The following is a 17,864-nucleotide window of genomic DNA, read 5'->3' as shown; positions in this document are numbered from 1 at the left end:
CAGAGTGAAGCCCAGTGTTAAAAAGCCTGAATACAACTAAGTTCGTTTCCGTGGCCATTTTATCCGCAGTGTTGGCGGGTTGCGGCAGCCAAGCGCCCAGCTCAACCGGTACAGCCCCCACAGTGGCCACCTCTTTAGCCTCTGCTCCATTGGCGCCCAATGTGTATTTAGCACAGGCCGCGAATAGCAAAGATCCGCAGCAGCGCGACACTAACCTGCTGCTGGCGGCGCATGCCTATATCAATGCCAATGACTATGCGGCGGCGCAGAAACTGCTGAAGTCGATGCAGCCAAGTCTGACCCAAACCCCAACTCTGGTGGCCGAGCATAAATACCTGACGGCGCGGGTATTAGAGCACACATCGACCTATGTCGAGGCGCTCAAGACCCTGAGCTATCCAAGCACTTGGGTGTTACCCGGCTGGCAAATGGCCGCGTATCATCAATTTAGAGCGCATTTATTCCAGTTGAATAAGCAACCTATCGAGCAAGTGCGCGAGCTGAGTTTATTGACCACCTATTTACCGCCCGCCGAGGCGAGTGAAGTCAATAACCAGATCTGGCAAGTATTGCAGCCAATGCATGAGCAAACCCTGCAAACCTTTATCCGCGATGCCAACAACCCAGTATTTGCTGGTTGGTTGCAGCTCGCCTATATCGCCAAACATTATGCGGTCGACCCCAATCAACTGGTTCGTTACTTAGGCGACTGGCAAAAGCAGAATCCTTATCATCCTGCGGCGGCCAAATTGCCGACCGATTTGGATCGGGCGCTCAATGCCAAGCCATTCATGCCGAAGAATATCGCAGTCCTGTTACCGCTCACAGGTCAACGCGCCAGCGCGGCCAACGCGATTCGTCAAGGGATTTTGGCCAGCTATTTAGCCAAACCCAATGAGCAGGTTGCGGTGAATTTTTACGATACCGCCAATGATGCCGTAGCGGCCTATCAGCAAGCGGTGAACGCGGGTGCCGAGTTTATTATTGGCCCCTTGCTGCCAAATGAAATCGATCAATTACTGGCACTGAACAATACAACCCCTGCGACCAGCACGCCAACAGGTACAGCTCCCGCAACACCTACGGCTCCGATAGCACCTATCCCGCAACTGTTCTTAAATCAAACCGATAAGTTTGTGCCAGATATCAATAAGTTCTACTTTGCGCTGTCACCAGCCCAAGAAGCAGCCGATGCCGCAACACGCATGTATCAAGATGGCGTGACTATGCCACTACTGCTCGCCAGCAACGACGCCATTGGTAAACGCATGGCAGAAAGCTTTATCCAAGCTTGGAAAAAGAAAAGCGACACCCCTATTGAAGTCTATTACTACGATGGTGGCGACAAGATGAAAACCACAGTGCAGGATGCACTCGGTGTCCGTGATAGCCAAGCGCGTATCGCGCGGATCAAGGAGCTGCTCGGCAATTCGGTACAAGCTGATTTTCGTTCGCGCCAAGATATCGATGCGATTTATATGATCTCGACGCCGCAGGATTTAACCTTGCTCAAGGCCTTTATCGATGTGAACTTCAGCGTCTTTACTCAGCCAGTGCCGCTGTACACCTCAAGCCGCAGCCGCATCGACAACGAATCGAGCCAAACGGCGCAGGATTTAAATAACCTGACCATGAGCGATGCACCTTGGCTAATGCAAAACAGTGAAGAAAACCTAATGGTTAACACACTATGGTCGGGCTGGAATAACGGCCAAAAACGCCTGTTCGTGATGGGCTATGATGCCATGGATTTGATCAGCAAACTGGCGCAGATGCGCTCATTCACGGGTTACCAGTTCAATGGACGTAGCGGCGTGTTATCCGTCAATCCTGACGGCGTGATAAACCGCCAATTAAGCTGGGGACGCTATCAAAGAGGCAGTTTCCGTCAACTATGACACTCGGACAGCAGGCAGAGTCGCTCGCTCAAGGTTACCTCGAACAGCAAGGTTTAACCTTTGTCGAGCGCAATGTCCGCTATCCCTTTGGTGAAATAGACCTCGTCATGCGCCATAAACACCACTGGGTATTTGTTGAAGTAAAATATCGCTCAGCAAATCAATTTGGCGGCGCAATACAAGCACTTAGCAAAGCACAAATCGGCAGGATCCGCATGGCGGCCAGCCACTATTTACAGACGCATAAACTGGATGTGCCGTGCCGATTCGACGTTGTCGCCATCGAGGACGCGCAAATCCACTGGCTAGTCGATGCCTTTTAAACGAGACCTTCGACTCAGCTAATCGAATAATTTTTAACGCTTATGCCTCAACTCCACCGTGGAAATATGGCATCATAGCCACACTTTATCCTGAAAGGATGTATCCATGTTAGAACGCATTAAAGACAGCTTTACTGAATCTATCCAGACCAAAATCGATGCAGCCGAAGCACTGCCAGAATCCATCGCAAAAGCGGCCGAGATGATGGTGCAATGTCTTTTGGGCGGCAATAAAATTCTTGCCTGCGGTAACGGTGGCAGTGCCGGTGATGCCCAGCACTTCTCGGCCGAGCTATTAAACCGCTACGAAATTGAACGTCCACCATTGCCCGCGATTGCGCTGTCAACCGACACTTCAACTATCACGGCGATTGCCAACGACTACAGCTATGATGAGATTTTCTCAAAACAAATCTTAGCCTTAGGTCAACCAGGTGACATTCTGCTGGCGATTTCCACCAGCGGTAACTCAGGCAACGTGATTAAAGCCATGGAAGCCGCCCTGAGCCGCGATATGACTATCGTTGCCTTAACCGGTAAAGACGGTGGCGCGATGGCGGGATTACTGAGCGTGGGTGACGTGGAAATCCGTGTACCTTCTAACGTGACGGCACGTATTCAAGAAGTGCACTTACTGGTTATCCACTGCCTCTGTGACAATATCGACCGCACGCTCTTCCCGCAGGACGAACAGCAATGAGATATGCTGCCCCACTGTTAATGGTTTGCATGCTGCTGCAAGGTTGCGCCGGTGCCGTTATGGTGGGCGCAGTCAGTGGCGCCATGATGGCCAACGATGAGCGTTCGGTGAAGACTCAGCTCGACGATACCAATACCGATTTTAAGATCACCAGTGCCCTGCTAGAGCATGAAGATCTGAAGAAACAAACGAATATCACGGGTGTTTCGGTTAACGGTAATGTGCTGATGATTGGTCAAGCCCCCAACTCTATGTTGAGGGATAAGGCGATTAAGGTCGTACAAGATCTTAAGCTTGGCGGTAAAATCCACAATCAGATCCGCATCGGTAACCCGACCTCTTTCACCACCCGTAGCAATGACACTTGGGTGACAACGAAAGTGAAGGGACGCATGCTCAACGAGAAAGAGTTGGATGTCACCCGCATTAAGGTCATCACTGAAAACGGTGAAGTCTTCCTACTCGGACTCATTCACCGTTCTCAAGCCGATATGGCCGTCGATATCGCGCGTAACACCGCCGGTGTGCGTAAAGTCGTTAAAGTATTCGAATACATCGAATAACCGATTGAGCCTAAGCTCTTAGGGTTTAGGCTCGCCTTCTACCGCTTCCAGCCCTAACGCTTTTACTTGGATGTTATCCATAACCTTGGGTGACTTAGCCACCCACATGCCAATCCAAGGTAAAAACAGTGACGGCAACACAATCAATGCGGCGCCCAGCCAACTTAGGCTATCTAACCATTCATCGAATAACAGCCAGCCCAAAAAGACGATAAATAACAGGCCAGTATATTCGGCAATCGCAATATCGCTCGCCTGTGCGCGACGATAGGCCAGCACGCAGAACCAGTGATATATCAGTAAGAAGGCATTACTGAGCAGCGCTACGGCTAACAATCCCCAGCTCAGCCCCTCAAGTCCTTGAAAGGCCGTGATGATTAAAGTCGCAGGAATACCCAGCAGGTTATACAACATTAAGGTTAATACTGGATGCTCAGTATTTGGGACTTTTTTCAGGGTCAACTGGTTGACGGCAAAGGTAAATGCCGAAAATAGCACTGCCAATCCAAACCAGTTCATCTCACTCGGTCTGAGGATAATTAAGATCCCGACAAACCCGAGTAATGTGCATATCACTTGCCCTGTAGTGATCCGCTCCTTTAAAAACCAATAGCCCATCAGAATAATCATCAGCGGCGCCGAGTAAAACAGTGAGCTTACCGTCGCGAGCGGCAAAGCCATTAGGCCAATAATTAAAAAAAGCGCGCCAACCGAGCCTATGTTGGCACGCCAAAGGTGGACCGAAATATGTTCCGTCTTAGGTCGCTGCGAGTACAACCAAATGGGGAGTAACATCAATACTGAAGTGATTTGTCTCACGAGTAGAAAAGTGGCCGCATTCGCATCTTCTGGCAACCATTTGATCGATACATCGTAAAAAGCACTAAATAGGTTACCCACTATCAATAAAATCAAACCGATAACTACAGGGCGTTGCATTTTTTACCATCCACAAATCTCAATGCTGGCATGATAATCCCCACAAAACTTAAGCTGAAATGATGCTTTCTCATGCTAGATGAATTAAATTCATGCTAAATCTTTTAGGCGTTGAAAATCATGAGAAAGCTTCCTCCATTACGCGCACTACAAGTCTTTGAGACCGCCGCCAGACAACAGCATTTTTCCAAGGCTGCCGCCGAACTTTGCATAACCCAAAGCGCGGTTTCACACCAAGTGCGTGTATTAGAGGAATATTTTGGCGAGCAGCTTTTCGACCGTCAGGGACGAAAATTGCAACTCACACCTAAAGGCCAAAGCTTATTTATTGAGTTAGAAAGGATTTTTAATGAGTTAAGCGATCTTAATCTCAAGATCCGCGACACCCCAAACCAACAACTCTGTTTGGCGGTGTACAGCTCTTTTGCGGTGAAATGGTTGATCCCGAGATTAGCGGATTTTAGACGCCAATATCCCAGCGTTAAAATCCGCCTCGAGATGATCACTCAAGACCCCGATCTCAGCACCAGCACGGCCGATATCTTTATCGCGGGCAAACTTAACCAACGGGGCTATTGGCAGCAGCTACTGCATAAGGAACGGCTCATCCCAGTATGTAGCCCAAGTTTTTACCCCAAGTGGCGTGATATTAACTTAAGCAACTTTCAACAACAGGCACTGTTGATTGTGGATGAGGGGCCGCTAGGACTCGATTGGCACAAATGGTCATCGGCTCACCAGATCCCGCTGAATAACGAACAACAACATATTTTTAGCCATATCGTAATGGCGATTGAGGCGGCAATTGCGGGCCAAGGCCTCGCCCTCGCCCCCGATTTTATGGTGGCAGGTGATATCAGCACTGGCAGACTGGTTGCGGTTAATCTGCCCGATGTTCATACGGGCTTTGAGTTTAGTTTTATCTGTAAGCAGCGTCGTCTCACAGAGCCTGCCATCGCAGCCTTTTCCTCTTGGCTAAAATCGCAGGCCTAAACGCTTAGCTCTGTATCAAACAGCCCGATGAATAACAGACATAAAAAAGCCGACCTAAGAATGGGTCGGCTTAATCGAGTGGTTGTGTAATGCGCTTTTTAGGTCAAATTACACTAACAAACCAATCTTCTCGTATACCTTTTTCAGGGTCACTTCGGCGCGAGCTTGAGCATTTTCGGCGCCCGCTCTCATCACTTGGTCGAGGTAAGCACGGTCGGCACGCAGCGCACGGTAACGCTCTTGCAGCGGCTCTAACATGCCCACTACCGCTTCACCCGCGGCACCTTTTAAGTGACCATACATCTTGCCTTCAAACTCGGCTTCGAGGCTGGCAATGCTTTGACCTGTGATACCCGACATTAAGCTCAACAGGTTAGACACGCCAGGCTTGTTCTCCATATCGAAACGCACGACTGGCGGCTCGTCACTGTCGGTCATGGCTTTTTTCAGCTTTTTCATGACCGCTTTTGGATCTTCAAGCAGGCCAATCACGTTGTTACGGTTGTCGTCCGACTTAGACATCTTCTTCAGCGGATCCTGTAGCGACATCACCTTAGCGCCATGCTCAGGGATAAAAGGCTCAGGAATGGTAAACGTCTCGCCGTACGCGTTGTTAAAGCGAGTGGCGATATCACGAGTTAATTCAAGATGTTGTTTCTGATCTTGGCCAACAGGGATTTCATTTGCTTGATACAGCAGAATATCCGCCGCCATCAGTACAGGATAACCAAACAAACCGACGTTAATATTGTTGGCGTGCTTTTGTGACTTATCCTTAAACTGCGTCATACGGCTCAATTCACCCATTTGGGTGTAGCAATTTAACGCCCAACCCAGCTGAGTGTGCTGTGGCACTTGGGATTGGATAAACACTGTGCTCTTCTTTGGATCGACACCGCAGGCTAAATACAGTGCAAGCGTATCTAAACAGGCTTCACGCAATGCTTGAGGGTCTTGGCGCACGGTAATGGCATGCAAGTCTACCACGCAATATAGGCAGTCGTGGCTATCTTGCATGGCAACCCATTGACGCAATGCACCCATGTAGTTACCTATGGTTAATTCGCCGGACGGCTGTGCACCGCTGAGTACTATGGGTTTGGTCATTACGTCATTGCTCCAAATAAAGATAAAAAGATTCGATTAAACTGGCTGAGCGAGATTTAGCCAGCGCAGGATCTCGACAAACTGCTCGCATACAGCGTCAGGGCCAGTGAGCCCAATATCTTCACCGTAGTTGTAGCCATAGGTCAAGCCGATTGATGCAACACCCGCCGCTTTCGCCGCTAAAATGTCATTTTTAGAATCGCCCACCATCAACAACTCACTTTTATCGAGTTGCCATTCGGCTAATAGATGCTGTAGCGGTAATGGATCGGGTTTCATCTTCGCCAGCGAATCGCCGCCAAGTACCAAGCTAAAGAAGTCATTAATCTTAAAGGCTTCAAGCAAAGGCAAGGTAAAGCGATAGGGCTTATTGGTCACCACAGCCAGCTTAAATCCTGCATCAAACAGGATTTGCAGCACTTGGTGCACATCGGCATAGAGTGCACTGTGCTTCTCAAGGTTTTCTTGATAGTGATGCATAAAGATGGGCATAGCCGCATCCAATGCCGTTTGCTCAACGTCTGCGCCTAAGGCGTGGCTCATGGCGCGGCGCATCAGCATTTCAGCGCCATTACCCACCCAAGTTCTCACCTGCGCCTCGGTACACCTTGCTAAACCTAATTCGGCGAGTGCCGCCTGGGTCGCGACCGCAAGATCGGGCACACTGTCAATCAGTGTGCCGTCGAGATCAAAGGCAATCGCTTTAATCTGTTCCCGCATTATTTGGCCTCTACTTTCGCTAACTCAGCGCGCATCTCGTCGACGACGGCTTTATAGTCTGGCTTACCGAAAATGGCAGAGCCGGCGACAAACATATCGGCGCCTGCGGCGGCGATTTCGGCAATATTATCCACTTTAACGCCACCATCGACTTCTAAACGAATATCAAAACCGCTAGCATCGATACGCTCGCGCACTTGGCGTAATTTATCTAAGGTCGAAGGAATAAAGGATTGGCCGCCAAAACCTGGGTTGACTGACATCAGCAGGATCACATCTAACTTATCCATCACATGGTCAAGATAGTGCAGCGGTGTTGCAGGGTTAAACACTAAACCCGCTTTACAACCCGATTCTTTAATCAGTTGCAGAGTGCGATCGATATGCTCAGAGGCTTCGGGATGGAAAGTAATAATAGACGCACCCGCCTTGGCAAAATCAGGCACGATACGGTCAACAGGCTTAACCATTAAATGCACATCGATATCGGCCGTGATGCCATAGTCGCGTAACGCTTTGCACACCATAGGACCAATGGTTAAATTTGGCACATAGTGGTTATCCATCACATCAAAATGTACTACGTCAGCCCCTGCATCTAACACGGCTTTAACGTCATCCCCTAAACGGGCGAAATCGGCGGATAAAATCGATGGAGCAATTAAAAATGGGCGCATAGGACACTCGCTGCTATTGAACAAAAAGTGCCTTATTTTACCCTTAGCTAGGCCATGCCTCTATAGCAAATGCCACATTTATCGCGATTGAAACCCAATAGAAACACAATTCGAGTACTCATAACGTACGGTAAACTCAAGGAGATGCTGAAGCGTTAGAAAGTTTTTAGTGAAGATTGATAAATTATTGTTCATAAACTAAGCGAGTTTGTTATACTCGGGTCGCTAACGTGGATCATTTAGTGGTTTCAAAGGAAGTATCATGAAGGGGCGGTTAACACAGTTTTCACACATTTTAGGCTCGGTGACATTTAAGTCATCGATGATGTTGGCATTTACCGCCGTGGTAGTCGCCTCCTTAGCCTTTGGCGTGGAAAAACTCACCGCAAGTAACGATACCTCCGCCTGCGCTTGCAGCAGCGATGCCCGTTACAACAACAGTTTACCTAGCAGCCATCCAAATAACCGCTGTGCCGAACAGGCGCAAACCTTAAGCTGGAAGACTTGGCTCACTGGCAAAAATCGCTCTAGCCAGTTCCATTTTGTCGACTTGCTTGAATTACTCCATGGTCATCAAGACAAACCTATCGATGACCTGAAGCCTGCTAATTCACAACAGTCCTATTGATGCTAAGCCGAATCTGGCAAGTCTTTCACAGTACGATAGCCGCCTTCTTTGGGGTGCAGTCAGATAGAAATCGTCAAAAAGACTTCCAGACCAACTCGCCATTACCGTACATTTTTATGGGGATAGTGCTAGCGATAGCCTTAGTCGCCAGCCTGATTCTGCTTGTTAGCCAAGTCGTTGGCTAAGTCACTCGATACTACAACTTAGTATCAATCATCCTGCGGGTCATAATTCTCGTCGTACAACGCAATCAACTCGTCGACTTTATTGCGACCACTACCATTTTGACTAATGTTGCGTTGCACCTGGATCTTGGCAAGGTGGGCACCGCGATACAACTCACGTGTCAGCGGAATATCATGGTTACTGATCACAACAGGAATGCACTGCTCTAAGGCCATATGTCGCGAATAACGCGCCAGCAGCGCCTGATCATCCAAACTAAACCCCGCACCGACATAGGTGGTAAAACTCGCGGTGGTCGATAGTGGCGCATAGGGCGGATCGCAATAGATCACATCGCCAGTACGGATTTGCTCGAAGGCTTTTTCATAGCCGATGCACTTAAACTCGGCGCGCTGTGCTTTCTTTGAAAAGGCTAAGATTTCCTTCTCAGGGAAATACGGCTTCTTGTAGGAGCCAAAGGGCACATTAAAGCCCCCTTTACGGTTATAGCGGCACAGGCCATTAAAACCATGGCGATTCAAGTACAGAAAATAAACCGAGCGCAAAAAAGGATCGCGGGATTTATTAAAGTCTGTACGCACGCGGTAGTAGGCATCCTTTTGATTCATCTCATCGACGAATAGCTTCTTGGCCGCCTCAATGTATTCGGCAGGTCTTTCTTTCACTATGTTGTAGAGATTAATCAGGTCTTGATTGATGTCGCAGAGTAAATAGCTGGGATAGTCAGTATTTAAAAAGACTGAACCTGCGCCGACAAAGGGCTCAACTAAACGCTCGCCAGTTGGTAAGTAGTTCGCGAGCTCATCCACCAATTTAAATTTTCCGCCGGCCCATTTCAGGAAGGCTCTATGTTTTTTGATCATTTAACTTGATGAATGCCGACAAAAATAAAGGCCATGATTGTACTCTGTTTATTCTGAAATTTCACCGCTTGAGCGCGTTTCTTGTAGTTGATAACCGCCGAGTTCTGCCCATTTTTTTATCAGGGGTTGGCTAAGATGATACTCTTTGACCAATTCTGCGGCCGCCTGCTGTGCCGATTGGCTGTCGTTAAACTGCCCCACTAGCACCACCCAAAACTGTTTGTACTTGGCAACTCGCACCTCTGGCACATTATGCAGTTTCTTAAGGAGTGACTGCACAGTTTCACGCTGAGAGACTGTGGCAATTTGGATCGCATAACCCGTTTTTGGCCGCACCGATACGGCTGATACAGGCGCAGGAGTTACATGCACCACCTGAGTAGCAGCATCATCTTTCGCTTGCTCTGTAGGCGCAGGCGCTGCGTCATCAACCTCAATGGTGCTACTGTCGCCCTTACTTGTCGCTTCATCGACAGGCGGTTCTATGCCAGCCTCTTCTTCTACTTGAGGTTCTTCCCCATGGAACTTCGCCAATGGGTCCGCTTGCTCCACCGCTTCCGCTAATAATGCCTGCGTTAACGACTCGGCTCGCAGTTTAAAATACGGCGCTAACAGCTGTTTGCCATGGGCAAGAAACTCTGCGGAATCCACAGCAGGATAAGTCACGACCTCGGGAATTGGTTCACTTGAAAAGGGTTTCGCCAAACCAAGCCAAATCACGAGGGCAATCAGCACACTGGCAAACCCAAGAAGCGCGACTTTGTATTGTGTCCATACTGATTTTTTCTCACCCTGACCGTGTAGAGCCAGCTCCAGTAAGGCAACCACCTCCTGAGGAGTACCCGTTTGCTTCTCAAGCTGAGCACGCACTATGTCTCTTGGCGTAAACGGATTTTGGTCACTATAGCGCAGCAAGGTTTGATACAGCGCCTCACGCTCAGGCAGGCTTAAGGGATCAATGCTGACCGGGAGGATCTGTCGTCTTAATGACTCAGGTAATTGGGGGAGTAAGTCGGCTAAAAATGCGGGCGGAACTGCTAAGGTCACGGCAATACGCTGGCCCGCACATTGCACTTGATTCAGTATGATGCACTCGGCCCACAATTCTTTAGAGAGTAAATGGGCGTCATCGATAATGATGTGCAGCGGCTTACTTTGTTTCGGCGCGACGCGCAGTATGGTTTCAGCGAGGGAGATTTCGTCATCAAAAATTGGGGATGAGACCAATTGCACTAAAATCTTGCGACGAATTTCAGCATTGTCGGCGTGCATAGGACAGATGACTAACGCGGCATTCGACTCATCAAAATCTGTGGCTAACGCAGTCAGCAGTGTCGTCTTACCCGAGCCGTGCGCACCCACAAGCACCAGTAGCTGGTCGCTATAACTGGCCACATGATGCAATCTTTCTACGAGGGCTTCCTGTGAAGGAAGCAAGACTTGCCCCTGAAACGTCACTCATCCACCACACAAGGTTTATGCGCAGCAGATAACCTGTTCTAGGGTAGATTCCGGGACTTGGCTAAAGACATCAGCTCGACCAATGGCCGTCGGGAGTACCAGCCGGATCTGACCACCTAACACTTTCTTATCGCGACGCATGTGTTTAATAAAACTATCGAAATCCATAGATTCCGGCGCTGTTACTGGCAGATCGAAAGCATGGAACAATTGCACAATACGACGAACAATTGACTCATCAATCAATCCCATAGACTTAGCCGTTTGTGCAGCAAGGACTGTGCCAGCCGCAACCGCTTCACCATGCAGCCAATTACCATAACCCATCTCGGCTTCGATCGCATGACCAAAGGTGTGCCCAAGGTTTAATAGCGCGCGGACGCCCTGCTCGGTCTCATCCTGACTCACGACATCGGCTTTAATCTCACAGCAGCGAGAAATCGCATAGACCAAAGCTTGAGTATCTAGGCTTTTCAATGCTTGAACATTGTTCTCAAGCCATTGAAAAAATTCAGCATCCCACATGATGCCATACTTAATAACTTCTGCCATCCCAGCCGCGAATTCACGCGCGGGCAAGGTCTGTAAGCATTCAGTATCGATAATGACGATCTGTGGCTGGTAAAAAGCCCCGATCATATTTTTGCCAAGCGGATGATTAACTGCGGTTTTTCCGCCAACGGAAGAATCAACTTGCGATAGTAGCGTGGTTGGAATTTGAATAAAATCGACACCACGTTGGTAACAGGCAGCGGCAAAACCCGTCATGTCACCAATTACCCCGCCACCGAGGGCCACCAGCACTGAATCACGGCCATAATTGCGTTGCAGCAAAGCCGTAAAAATAGAATCTAAATGCGTTAAATCTTTGAATTGCTCGCCATCGGGAAGGATGACGCTGGTTACCTCACCAAACGAAGCCATCGTGTCTTGGATCTGCTTAAGATACAAGGGCGCGACAGTTTCATTGGTGACGATAAGGATACGTTTTTTCAGCAGGTAGCGAGACAGGGTCTCGCCATCACTCATCAAACTCTGGCCAATATAAATGGGATAACTGCGTTCACCTAAATCAACCTGAATTTGTTTTGTCATTCTGCCTAGAAACCTAATTGCTCAATGATTTGATTCGCAACAACCTTTGCACTTTGATCGTCGGTCTTAACGATCACATCAGCAATTTCTTCGTACAGAGGGTTACGGATTTCTGCGAGGTTTTCTAATACTTCTCGCGGATCATCTACTTGCAGTAATGGGCGACGCTTGTCTCTTTGAGTACGCGCAACCTGTTTGTCGATAGTGGTTTCGAGATACACCACGATACCGCGAGCAGATAAATGATTACGGATATCTTTGCTCTGAACTGAACCACCACCAGTGGCAAGGACAATACCTTGTTTTTCAGACAGATCAGCAATAACCTGAGCTTCGCGACGACGGAAACCTTCTTCGCCTTCAACGTCAAACACCCAAGCAATATCAGCGCCTGTGCGTTGCTCAATCTCTTGATCTGAATCGTGGAATTCTAAATGCAGCATTTGCGCCAGATGGCGACCAATTGTGCTTTTACCTGCGCCCATTGGGCCTACCAGAAAAATATTACGTTTTTCAGCCATTTCTTGTACGTCTGAATCTTAATGAAAAGTATGCCTATGTCGACTCATGAACAAGCCGACCTACTGTATGTTACCTTGCTCTAATGAGACTTGACCGAGGATTATCTCAGTTTCATGTCTAGTCTGGCAAGTGATGCACGCTATTTATGATAAGAATTGTATTTCAGACACAATAAAGCCAGCAAGGAATGCTGGCTTTATTCGACTCGTAACAAACGATTAGAGTTTCTCGTTCACAATTTTAGGTGTCACGAAAATCAACAGCTCTTGGCGCTCATTCTTGTCGGTAGTGTTACGGAATAAGAAGCCAACTAAAGGAATGTCACCCAGGATAGGCACCTTGCTCACGCGGCTGATCAAGTTCTGCTGATAGATACCACCGAGCACAATGGTTTCCCCATTATCCACTAATACTTGCGTACCAATACGTTGAGTATCGATAGCGACTGCCGGACCTGTGGGTGTATCCACCGTTTTACCCTGAGAGTCTTGAGTGATTTCAAGATCCAGAATTACACGGTTATCAGGCGTAATTTGTGGTGTCACTCTTAATGACAATACTGCCTTCTTAAAGGTCACCGACGTGGCCCCGCTGGAAGTGGATTGCACATAAGGGATTTCCACACCCTGCTCGATATACGCCGCCTTTTGGTTAGAGGTGGTGATACGAGGGCTCGCGATAATTTCACCTTTGTTTTCCTGCTCAAGCGCACTCAGCTCTAAATCTAAAATAGTGCCATCGGCAAGCTTGGCCACATGGAAAGCAATGCTGGTTGGGTTAGTGACCGCCGCAGGTAAATTCACGTTCAAACGATTATCCAGCGTTGGAACGGTACCATTAGCAATGCTTCCAGCCCCTTCAAGCGTTCCTGACGTCCCTTTACTCCCCTGCTGGTCAGTCACGCCCCAACGGATACCTAAATCTTCAGACACGTCGTCTTTTACCGTCACCATGCGAGATTCAATCAACACTTGGCGGATAGGAATATCGAGCACTTCGACCAAACGATGAATATTCTCGATGATTTCAGCGGTATCTTTCACTAACACGGTATTGGTACGTTCATCGACGGCCACAGATCCACGTGGTGACAATAAGCTAGAATCTGCACCTTTGAGTAACTCGGCAATATCCGTCGCCTTGGCATAGTTGATTTGCAAATACTCAGAATACAGTGGCGCCAGCTCTTTTACTTCCTGCTTATTCTTAAGGTTTTGGCTTTCGCGTATCGCCAACTCTTCACTTGGCGCCACCATCAGAATATTACCTTCGATACGCTTATCGAGTCCTTTGGTTTGCAGGATCAAGTCCAATGCTTGGTCCCAAGGCACATCATCGAGTCTTAGGGTGATATCACCTTCAACCGTGTCACTGGTGACTAAGTTGAAGTTGTTGTAGTCGGCAATAATCTGCAACACAGTACGGACAGAAATATTCTGGAAATTTAACGAAAGGGTTTTACCGTTATATTTCTTCACCTCTTTGGTCGCCGCAGCGCGCTCTACTTTGTTAATTGAGAGCCTAAAGAGATTGTCTTCCTGTTTGTAATTGAACTCATAATTGCCCGAGACATCGACTAAAATCCGGGTCGTTAAATCGTCCTTAAAGGTTTCAAAATGCTTTACGGGAGTGGAGAAATCCTGCACATCCATCACATATAACAAATCACTGTTAATATCAGTGTTGTAGAGCTGAACCTCAAGTTTGGCACCGATTTGTTCAACGTTAGCCGCAACTGAGCGATTATTTAAATAGACTAATAAATCACCGCCACCATTCGCGTTGCGACGAAAATCGATATTTTTAACGCTATTAACGAACGGATTATTACCCGCTTGTGAGCCTGCAACTTCGTCATTAATGGTTAAACGGTAAGAATTACCAACGACACTACCTTGATACGGTTTAACCTTAGATAAGCCCAACGTCACCATTAGGTGGGCATCTTGCTGCGTTGTCACTATGTCCTTCACACCGACTTGGTTAATCGGCAGACGGTCCTTAGAAAGACCCGAAATACTGTCATCGAAGGTTAATACCAACTGAGCTGGAGAAGCATTAGAGTCAATTGTGGGCGCGCTAATCGCCTCCTCAAAAACTAACTCGACTTCTAATTGATGATCGACAAGAGCATGGTATTTGACATCCATCAACCTATTTACCGCAAAACTCGATGGCAAAAAACCAAATACTAATGCGATCCCAATAACAGACTTGGCTAAGCCTGAAGATAAAAACGATAACGGGATTTTTATCGCGGCAGAAGATTTCATTATTCCCTCATCCTTCGCTTGTTATTTTCCAGAAAGTTCGATGTTGTTTGTGCGTTCAGACCAACAACCAGAACCATCCGGAATTAATTCTACAACTTCCACATTCTGAGAAGTCACTTTCGCTATATGGCCATTAAACAATCCAAGATACTCACCTACGCCCATCCGATATACACTGCCATCATTGGTTTCAATAAGCGCCCAAATCGAATTTCCTTCGCTTAAGGTGCCGCGCATTTTTAGATTGTCTAAAGCATAGGTTTCTAAACGGCCTTTACGACGTTTTAAATCCGGCTGTAAGCAGTTTTTGCTGGTATCAACCACTTCTTCCGTTAACTCTCTAGAAGGAGGGACAAAGGGGCTACGCATTAATTCGGCTTGATACGCAAAATGCTCAAACTTAGGTGGCTCTTTTAAGGGTGGAATATGCGCCACATGCTGTGCCTTGGTAGTAGTAACAAATAGCTCTAAATCACTACGATCGCCAACACAACCCATTAAAAAAAGACTTAATGCTAACAGAGGTAAGAGTTTCATTATTTCTTCCCCTTGTTATTGGCTGCATTTTCGGGAGGTAATTCAGCCCCCTCTTTAAAGCGATAGGTTTTCGCCAGAATATCCATGGCCAGATTACCGCTCTCGTCGCGCTTAATCGTAAAATCATGCAAGCTGACAATACGAGGCAGTTTAGCCACGCCGCTGACCATATTGCCTATTTGATGATAATCACCGGTAACCGACATTTTAATCGGGAACTCAATATAGAAATCACGCTGAATTTCAGGTTCCCAATTTAAGCTATTAATCCGTAATCCAGCGTCAGTGGCCACAAAGGTTAAGTCATCGAGCAGCCCTGGCATTTCATTTTCAGAGGGCAGCATTTTGAGTAACTCGGCAAACTGCTCCTCCATCACAGCTAACTGTTCACGGTACAATTTAAGGTTAGCGGCAAGCTGATATTTGGTTTTAAAATCTTCTCTGAGCTGCTCTTCCTTTCTTTGCTCCGCGTTATACACATCGATAGCATCCGAAACTACGAGAAAATACCCCGCGGCAAATACGCAGAGCGCCAATAGCACAGCGAAAAACACTTTGACTTGATTTGGCCAACCGCCAATATTTTCAAAATCGATATCATTAAACTGACTTAGATCGAGTTTCATTTACTCGCTCCTTTTGCCGTTTTAATAGGCTCATCAGCCATGGCACCTTTAATGCTCACTCTTAAGCTAAAGCGTTGTAATTGTCTTAGCTCATCGTCTTGAGACACGATAGATTGCATATTGGGATCGGTTAACCATTCGGACGCCTTCACCTTACGCATCATGTTCGCTACGTTGTTGTTCGATTCACTGCGGCCTTCAATCAGTAATAAACTGCCTTTTTTCTCTAGGCTAGATAGATATATTCCAGGCGGCACGATACGCACCAGCTCATCTAATACGTGTGTCGGCAAATTACGGGATTGCTGAAGGTTCAAAATGATCTCGGTGCGACGCTCAATATCTTTCTTACGCTCGGTGATCTTTTTAATCTCGGCGATTTGTGCATCGAGTTGCTGAATTTCTTGCTGCAAATAAGCATTCCGACCACGCTGCTCATCGGTCATCATGTCGAGTAAAGACAGAGCCACATAGACTAAAATCGCTGAGCCTAAAAATACCGCGGCCAATATGCCAATATAATCGCGCTTCTGCTTTTCTCTCGCTTCTTCACGCCAAGGAAGCAGGTTTATGTTCGCCATTGACCGTAGCTCCTCAGCGCTAAGCCACAAGCAACCATATATTTGCTAATGCTAGGTTGCAGTATATTTTTAACGGATTCATCTGCGTGCAGACATCCTTGAAAAGGATCGGCAATAATGGTGTGGACGCCTAACTCATTAGTTAATAAGTTAGCCATGCCTTCCAGTTTAGATGTTCCACCGCATAATACGAGATAATCGACTTTATCTTTGCCGCTCGACGTACAATAAATTTGCAGCGTTCGTTTAATTTGTTGCAGTAATTGCGTTTGGAAGGGAGATAGCACTTCGAACATATAATTACGCGGCAAATCGCCTTCAATTTTGGCTTTCTCAGCTTGTTCGTAGGACATGCCATAAAACGACAGAATCGACTGAGTAAATAACTCGCCGCCAAAGGCCTGCTCACGAATAAAGGTCGTTTCACCCGACTCCACCACACTGAAGGTCGTCATGTTGGCGCCAATATCGACCATGGCCACCGCCTTCTGCCGAGCGCCTTCGGGTAACTGCCCTAGTACCAACTCAACGGCTCGGCCCAGTGCATAACCTTCCACATCAACGACTTTAGTTTCGAGCTCTACTTCATCGAGCGCATCGACTCTAGCATCAATATTGTCAGTGCGGCATGCGCTCAGTAGCACGTCGACCTTAGAAGGATCGGTGCTGTTTACATTTAAAGTTTCAAAATCAATGCTAACTTCATCGAGGGAGTATGGGATCAGGTTATCGGCTTCAATCTCAATTTGCGCTTCCATTTCCTCCTCGCTCAGCGAGGCATCCATGTAGATAACCTTAGTCATCACCGCAGAACCTGAGACCGCAACCGCTGCATATTTAACCGATTTAGGTAAAATACGCTTAATCTGTTTGAGACATTCAACAACGGCATCGGCATCACGAATATCATGATCGTTAATAGCCCCCTTTTTTACGGGAACCGCTGCATGACTTAGTATTTTATATCCATCAGCAGTCTTACTCAGCAGAATAGCCTTTACTTCATGGGAACCAATATCAATCCCGACCATTTGCGGAGCCTGACGCTTCCATAAATTTGAAAGCATAGTCCGTTGTCACTTTATTATTTGTATTCGGTAGTAAAAGAGATTAGCACAAAATCAACCCGTTATACGTATTTGTATAGAATGTTTCAAGATTTTACAAACGCT

General features: G+C 47.4%; 20 protein-coding genes. 7 read left to right on the top strand and 13 right to left on the bottom strand.

Features of this window, described 5'->3' with window-relative positions:
* Window positions 1-14: 14 nt before the first annotated feature.
* The 4 genes from B5P39_RS16005 (at window position 15) to dolP (ending at window position 3,484) form a co-directional block, all read left to right on the top strand.
* Window positions 15-1,898, top strand: a complete 1,884-nt coding sequence (locus tag B5P39_RS16005; protein ID WP_088212235.1) for a penicillin-binding protein activator — start codon at window positions 15-17, stop codon at window positions 1,896-1,898.
* Window positions 1,895-2,221 carry a YraN family protein gene (locus tag B5P39_RS16000; protein WP_023266395.1) on the top strand — a complete coding sequence of 109 codons (327 nt, stop codon included), beginning with the start codon at window positions 1,895-1,897 and terminating at the stop codon, window positions 2,219-2,221. Before B5P39_RS16005 ends, B5P39_RS16000 begins: the two co-directional genes overlap by 4 nt.
* 106 nt (window positions 2,222-2,327) lie before the next feature.
* Window positions 2,328-2,921, top strand: a complete 594-nt coding sequence (locus tag B5P39_RS15995; RefSeq protein WP_011070670.1) for a phosphoheptose isomerase — start codon at window positions 2,328-2,330, stop codon at window positions 2,919-2,921.
* Window positions 2,918-3,484, top strand: coding sequence for a division/outer membrane stress-associated lipid-binding lipoprotein (dolP, locus tag B5P39_RS15990; protein ID WP_011624409.1), 567 nt, complete (start codon window positions 2,918-2,920; stop codon window positions 3,482-3,484). Before B5P39_RS15995 ends, dolP begins: the two co-directional genes overlap by 4 nt.
* An 18-nt stretch (window positions 3,485-3,502) precedes the next feature.
* Here dolP and B5P39_RS15985 read toward each other — a convergent pair whose 3' ends face one another.
* Entirely contained in the window at window positions 3,503-4,423 is a 921-nt protein-coding gene (locus tag B5P39_RS15985) for a DMT family transporter (protein ID WP_088212234.1), read from the bottom strand.
* A 120-nt stretch (window positions 4,424-4,543) separates the two neighbouring features.
* Here B5P39_RS15985 and B5P39_RS15980 point away from each other — a divergent pair, with 120 nt between their 5' ends.
* A complete protein-coding gene (locus B5P39_RS15980; RefSeq protein ID WP_011624411.1) occupies window positions 4,544-5,416 on the top strand; it encodes a LysR substrate-binding domain-containing protein in 873 nt (290 codons plus the stop codon).
* Window positions 5,417-5,524: 108 nt separating this feature from the next.
* Here the strand turns inward: B5P39_RS15980 and trpS are convergent, their stop codons facing one another.
* The 3 genes from trpS to rpe are packed head-to-tail and all read right to left on the bottom strand — an operon-like array spanning window position 5,525 to window position 7,920.
* Window positions 5,525-6,523, bottom strand: a complete 999-nt coding sequence (trpS, locus tag B5P39_RS15975) for a tryptophan--tRNA ligase (RefSeq protein WP_011718615.1) — start codon at window positions 6,521-6,523, stop codon at window positions 5,525-5,527.
* Window positions 6,524-6,559: 36 nt separating this feature from the next.
* Window positions 6,560-7,243: a phosphoglycolate phosphatase gene (locus tag B5P39_RS15970; RefSeq protein ID WP_088212233.1), complete on the bottom strand. Its 684-nt coding sequence runs from the start codon at window positions 7,241-7,243 to the stop codon at window positions 6,560-6,562.
* The gene (rpe, locus tag B5P39_RS15965) at window positions 7,243-7,920 is read right to left on the bottom strand and encodes a ribulose-phosphate 3-epimerase (protein ID WP_023266401.1); all 678 of its coding nucleotides are present in this window, start codon (window positions 7,918-7,920) and stop codon (window positions 7,243-7,245) included. Before rpe ends, B5P39_RS15970 begins: the two co-directional genes overlap by 1 nt.
* A gap of 262 nt (window positions 7,921-8,182) precedes the next feature.
* Between rpe and B5P39_RS15960 the strand changes: the two genes are divergently transcribed.
* Both B5P39_RS15960 and B5P39_RS15955 read left to right on the top strand, forming a co-directional pair.
* The gene (locus tag B5P39_RS15960) at window positions 8,183-8,548 is read left to right on the top strand and encodes a hypothetical protein (protein ID WP_088212232.1); all 366 of its coding nucleotides are present in this window, start codon (window positions 8,183-8,185) and stop codon (window positions 8,546-8,548) included.
* Window positions 8,548-8,733, top strand: a complete 186-nt coding sequence (locus B5P39_RS15955; RefSeq protein ID WP_011718619.1) for a DUF2970 domain-containing protein — start codon at window positions 8,548-8,550, stop codon at window positions 8,731-8,733. Before B5P39_RS15960 ends, B5P39_RS15955 begins: the two co-directional genes overlap by 1 nt.
* Before the next feature lie 24 nt (window positions 8,734-8,757).
* On the opposite strand, the gene B5P39_RS15950 is transcribed toward B5P39_RS15955, so the two are convergent.
* The 9 genes from B5P39_RS15950 to B5P39_RS15910 all read right to left on the bottom strand — a co-directional run bounded on the left by B5P39_RS15950 (window position 8,758) and on the right by B5P39_RS15910 (window position 17,759).
* Window positions 8,758-9,597, bottom strand: a complete 840-nt coding sequence (locus B5P39_RS15950) for a Dam family site-specific DNA-(adenine-N6)-methyltransferase (protein ID WP_088212231.1) — start codon at window positions 9,595-9,597, stop codon at window positions 8,758-8,760.
* A 48-nt stretch (window positions 9,598-9,645) separates the two neighbouring features.
* Window positions 9,646-11,055, bottom strand: a complete 1,410-nt coding sequence (locus B5P39_RS15945) for an AAA family ATPase (RefSeq protein ID WP_088212230.1) — start codon at window positions 11,053-11,055, stop codon at window positions 9,646-9,648.
* Between the two features lie 18 nt (window positions 11,056-11,073).
* Window positions 11,074-12,153: a 3-dehydroquinate synthase gene (gene aroB / locus B5P39_RS15940; protein WP_011718622.1), complete on the bottom strand. Its 1,080-nt coding sequence runs from the start codon at window positions 12,151-12,153 to the stop codon at window positions 11,074-11,076.
* Between the two features lie 5 nt (window positions 12,154-12,158).
* A complete protein-coding gene (gene aroK, locus B5P39_RS15935) occupies window positions 12,159-12,674 on the bottom strand; it encodes a shikimate kinase AroK (protein WP_011718623.1) in 516 nt (171 codons plus the stop codon).
* A gap of 219 nt (window positions 12,675-12,893) precedes the next feature.
* Window positions 12,894-14,948 (bottom strand): type IV pilus secretin PilQ, encoded by a 2,055-nt coding sequence (locus tag B5P39_RS15930; protein ID WP_088212229.1) that lies wholly within the window; start codon window positions 14,946-14,948, stop codon window positions 12,894-12,896.
* A gap of 21 nt (window positions 14,949-14,969) precedes the next feature.
* Window positions 14,970-15,485 carry a pilus assembly protein PilP gene (locus tag B5P39_RS15925; protein ID WP_011718625.1) on the bottom strand — a complete coding sequence of 172 codons (516 nt, stop codon included), beginning with the start codon at window positions 15,483-15,485 and terminating at the stop codon, window positions 14,970-14,972.
* On the bottom strand, window positions 15,485-16,111 hold the full coding sequence (locus B5P39_RS15920) for a type 4a pilus biogenesis protein PilO (protein ID WP_011718626.1): 627 nt from the start codon (window positions 16,109-16,111) through the stop codon (window positions 15,485-15,487). The genes B5P39_RS15925 and B5P39_RS15920 overlap by 1 nt, the downstream gene beginning before the upstream one ends.
* Window positions 16,108-16,692 carry a PilN domain-containing protein gene (locus B5P39_RS15915; protein WP_088212228.1) on the bottom strand — a complete coding sequence of 195 codons (585 nt, stop codon included), beginning with the start codon at window positions 16,690-16,692 and terminating at the stop codon, window positions 16,108-16,110. The genes B5P39_RS15920 and B5P39_RS15915 overlap by 4 nt, the downstream gene beginning before the upstream one ends.
* Entirely contained in the window at window positions 16,680-17,759 is a 1,080-nt protein-coding gene (locus B5P39_RS15910; RefSeq protein ID WP_086904088.1) for a pilus assembly protein PilM, read from the bottom strand. The genes B5P39_RS15915 and B5P39_RS15910 overlap by 13 nt, the downstream gene beginning before the upstream one ends.
* Window positions 17,760-17,864 lie beyond the last annotated feature (105 nt).

This window comes from Shewanella sp. Shew256, assembly GCF_002196695.1.
GTDB lineage: Bacteria > Pseudomonadota > Gammaproteobacteria > Enterobacterales > Shewanellaceae > Shewanella > Shewanella mangrovisoli.
The sequence above is the reverse complement of the archived record's forward strand: the minus strand, read 5'-3'. Positions and strand labels throughout refer to the sequence as shown.

What these genes read in the sequence shown, in the direction of transcription:
- B5P39_RS16000 (WP_023266395.1), top strand. Translation starts at nt 1,895, where the DNA reads ATGACACTCGGACAGCAGGCAGAGTCGCTCGCTCAAGGTTACCTCGAA.
- B5P39_RS15995 (WP_011070670.1), top strand. Translation starts at nt 2,328, where the DNA reads ATGTTAGAACGCATTAAAGACAGCTTTACTGAATCTATCCAGACCAAA.
- dolP (WP_011624409.1), top strand. Translation starts at nt 2,918, where the DNA reads ATGAGATATGCTGCCCCACTGTTAATGGTTTGCATGCTGCTGCAAGGT.
- B5P39_RS15985 (WP_088212234.1), bottom strand. Translation starts at nt 4,423, where the DNA reads ATGCAACGCCCTGTAGTTATCGGTTTGATTTTATTGATAGTGGGTAAC.
- B5P39_RS15980 (WP_011624411.1), top strand. Translation starts at nt 4,544, where the DNA reads ATGAGAAAGCTTCCTCCATTACGCGCACTACAAGTCTTTGAGACCGCC.
- trpS (WP_011718615.1), bottom strand. Translation starts at nt 6,523, where the DNA reads ATGACCAAACCCATAGTACTCAGCGGTGCACAGCCGTCCGGCGAATTA.
- B5P39_RS15970 (WP_088212233.1), bottom strand. Translation starts at nt 7,243, where the DNA reads ATGCGGGAACAGATTAAAGCGATTGCCTTTGATCTCGACGGCACACTG.
- rpe (WP_023266401.1), bottom strand. Translation starts at nt 7,920, where the DNA reads ATGCGCCCATTTTTAATTGCTCCATCGATTTTATCCGCCGATTTCGCC.
- B5P39_RS15960 (WP_088212232.1), top strand. Translation starts at nt 8,183, where the DNA reads ATGAAGGGGCGGTTAACACAGTTTTCACACATTTTAGGCTCGGTGACA.
- B5P39_RS15955 (WP_011718619.1), top strand. Translation starts at nt 8,548, where the DNA reads ATGCTAAGCCGAATCTGGCAAGTCTTTCACAGTACGATAGCCGCCTTC.
- B5P39_RS15950 (WP_088212231.1), bottom strand. Translation starts at nt 9,597, where the DNA reads ATGATCAAAAAACATAGAGCCTTCCTGAAATGGGCCGGCGGAAAATTT.
- aroB (WP_011718622.1), bottom strand. Translation starts at nt 12,153, where the DNA reads ATGACAAAACAAATTCAGGTTGATTTAGGTGAACGCAGTTATCCCATT.
- aroK (WP_011718623.1), bottom strand. Translation starts at nt 12,674, where the DNA reads ATGGCTGAAAAACGTAATATTTTTCTGGTAGGCCCAATGGGCGCAGGT.
- B5P39_RS15930 (WP_088212229.1), bottom strand. Translation starts at nt 14,948, where the DNA reads ATGAAATCTTCTGCCGCGATAAAAATCCCGTTATCGTTTTTATCTTCA.
- B5P39_RS15925 (WP_011718625.1), bottom strand. Translation starts at nt 15,485, where the DNA reads ATGAAACTCTTACCTCTGTTAGCATTAAGTCTTTTTTTAATGGGTTGT.
- B5P39_RS15920 (WP_011718626.1), bottom strand. Translation starts at nt 16,111, where the DNA reads ATGAAACTCGATCTAAGTCAGTTTAATGATATCGATTTTGAAAATATT.
- B5P39_RS15915 (WP_088212228.1), bottom strand. Translation starts at nt 16,692, where the DNA reads ATGGCGAACATAAACCTGCTTCCTTGGCGTGAAGAAGCGAGAGAAAAG.
- B5P39_RS15910 (WP_086904088.1), bottom strand. Translation starts at nt 17,759, where the DNA reads ATGCTTTCAAATTTATGGAAGCGTCAGGCTCCGCAAATGGTCGGGATT.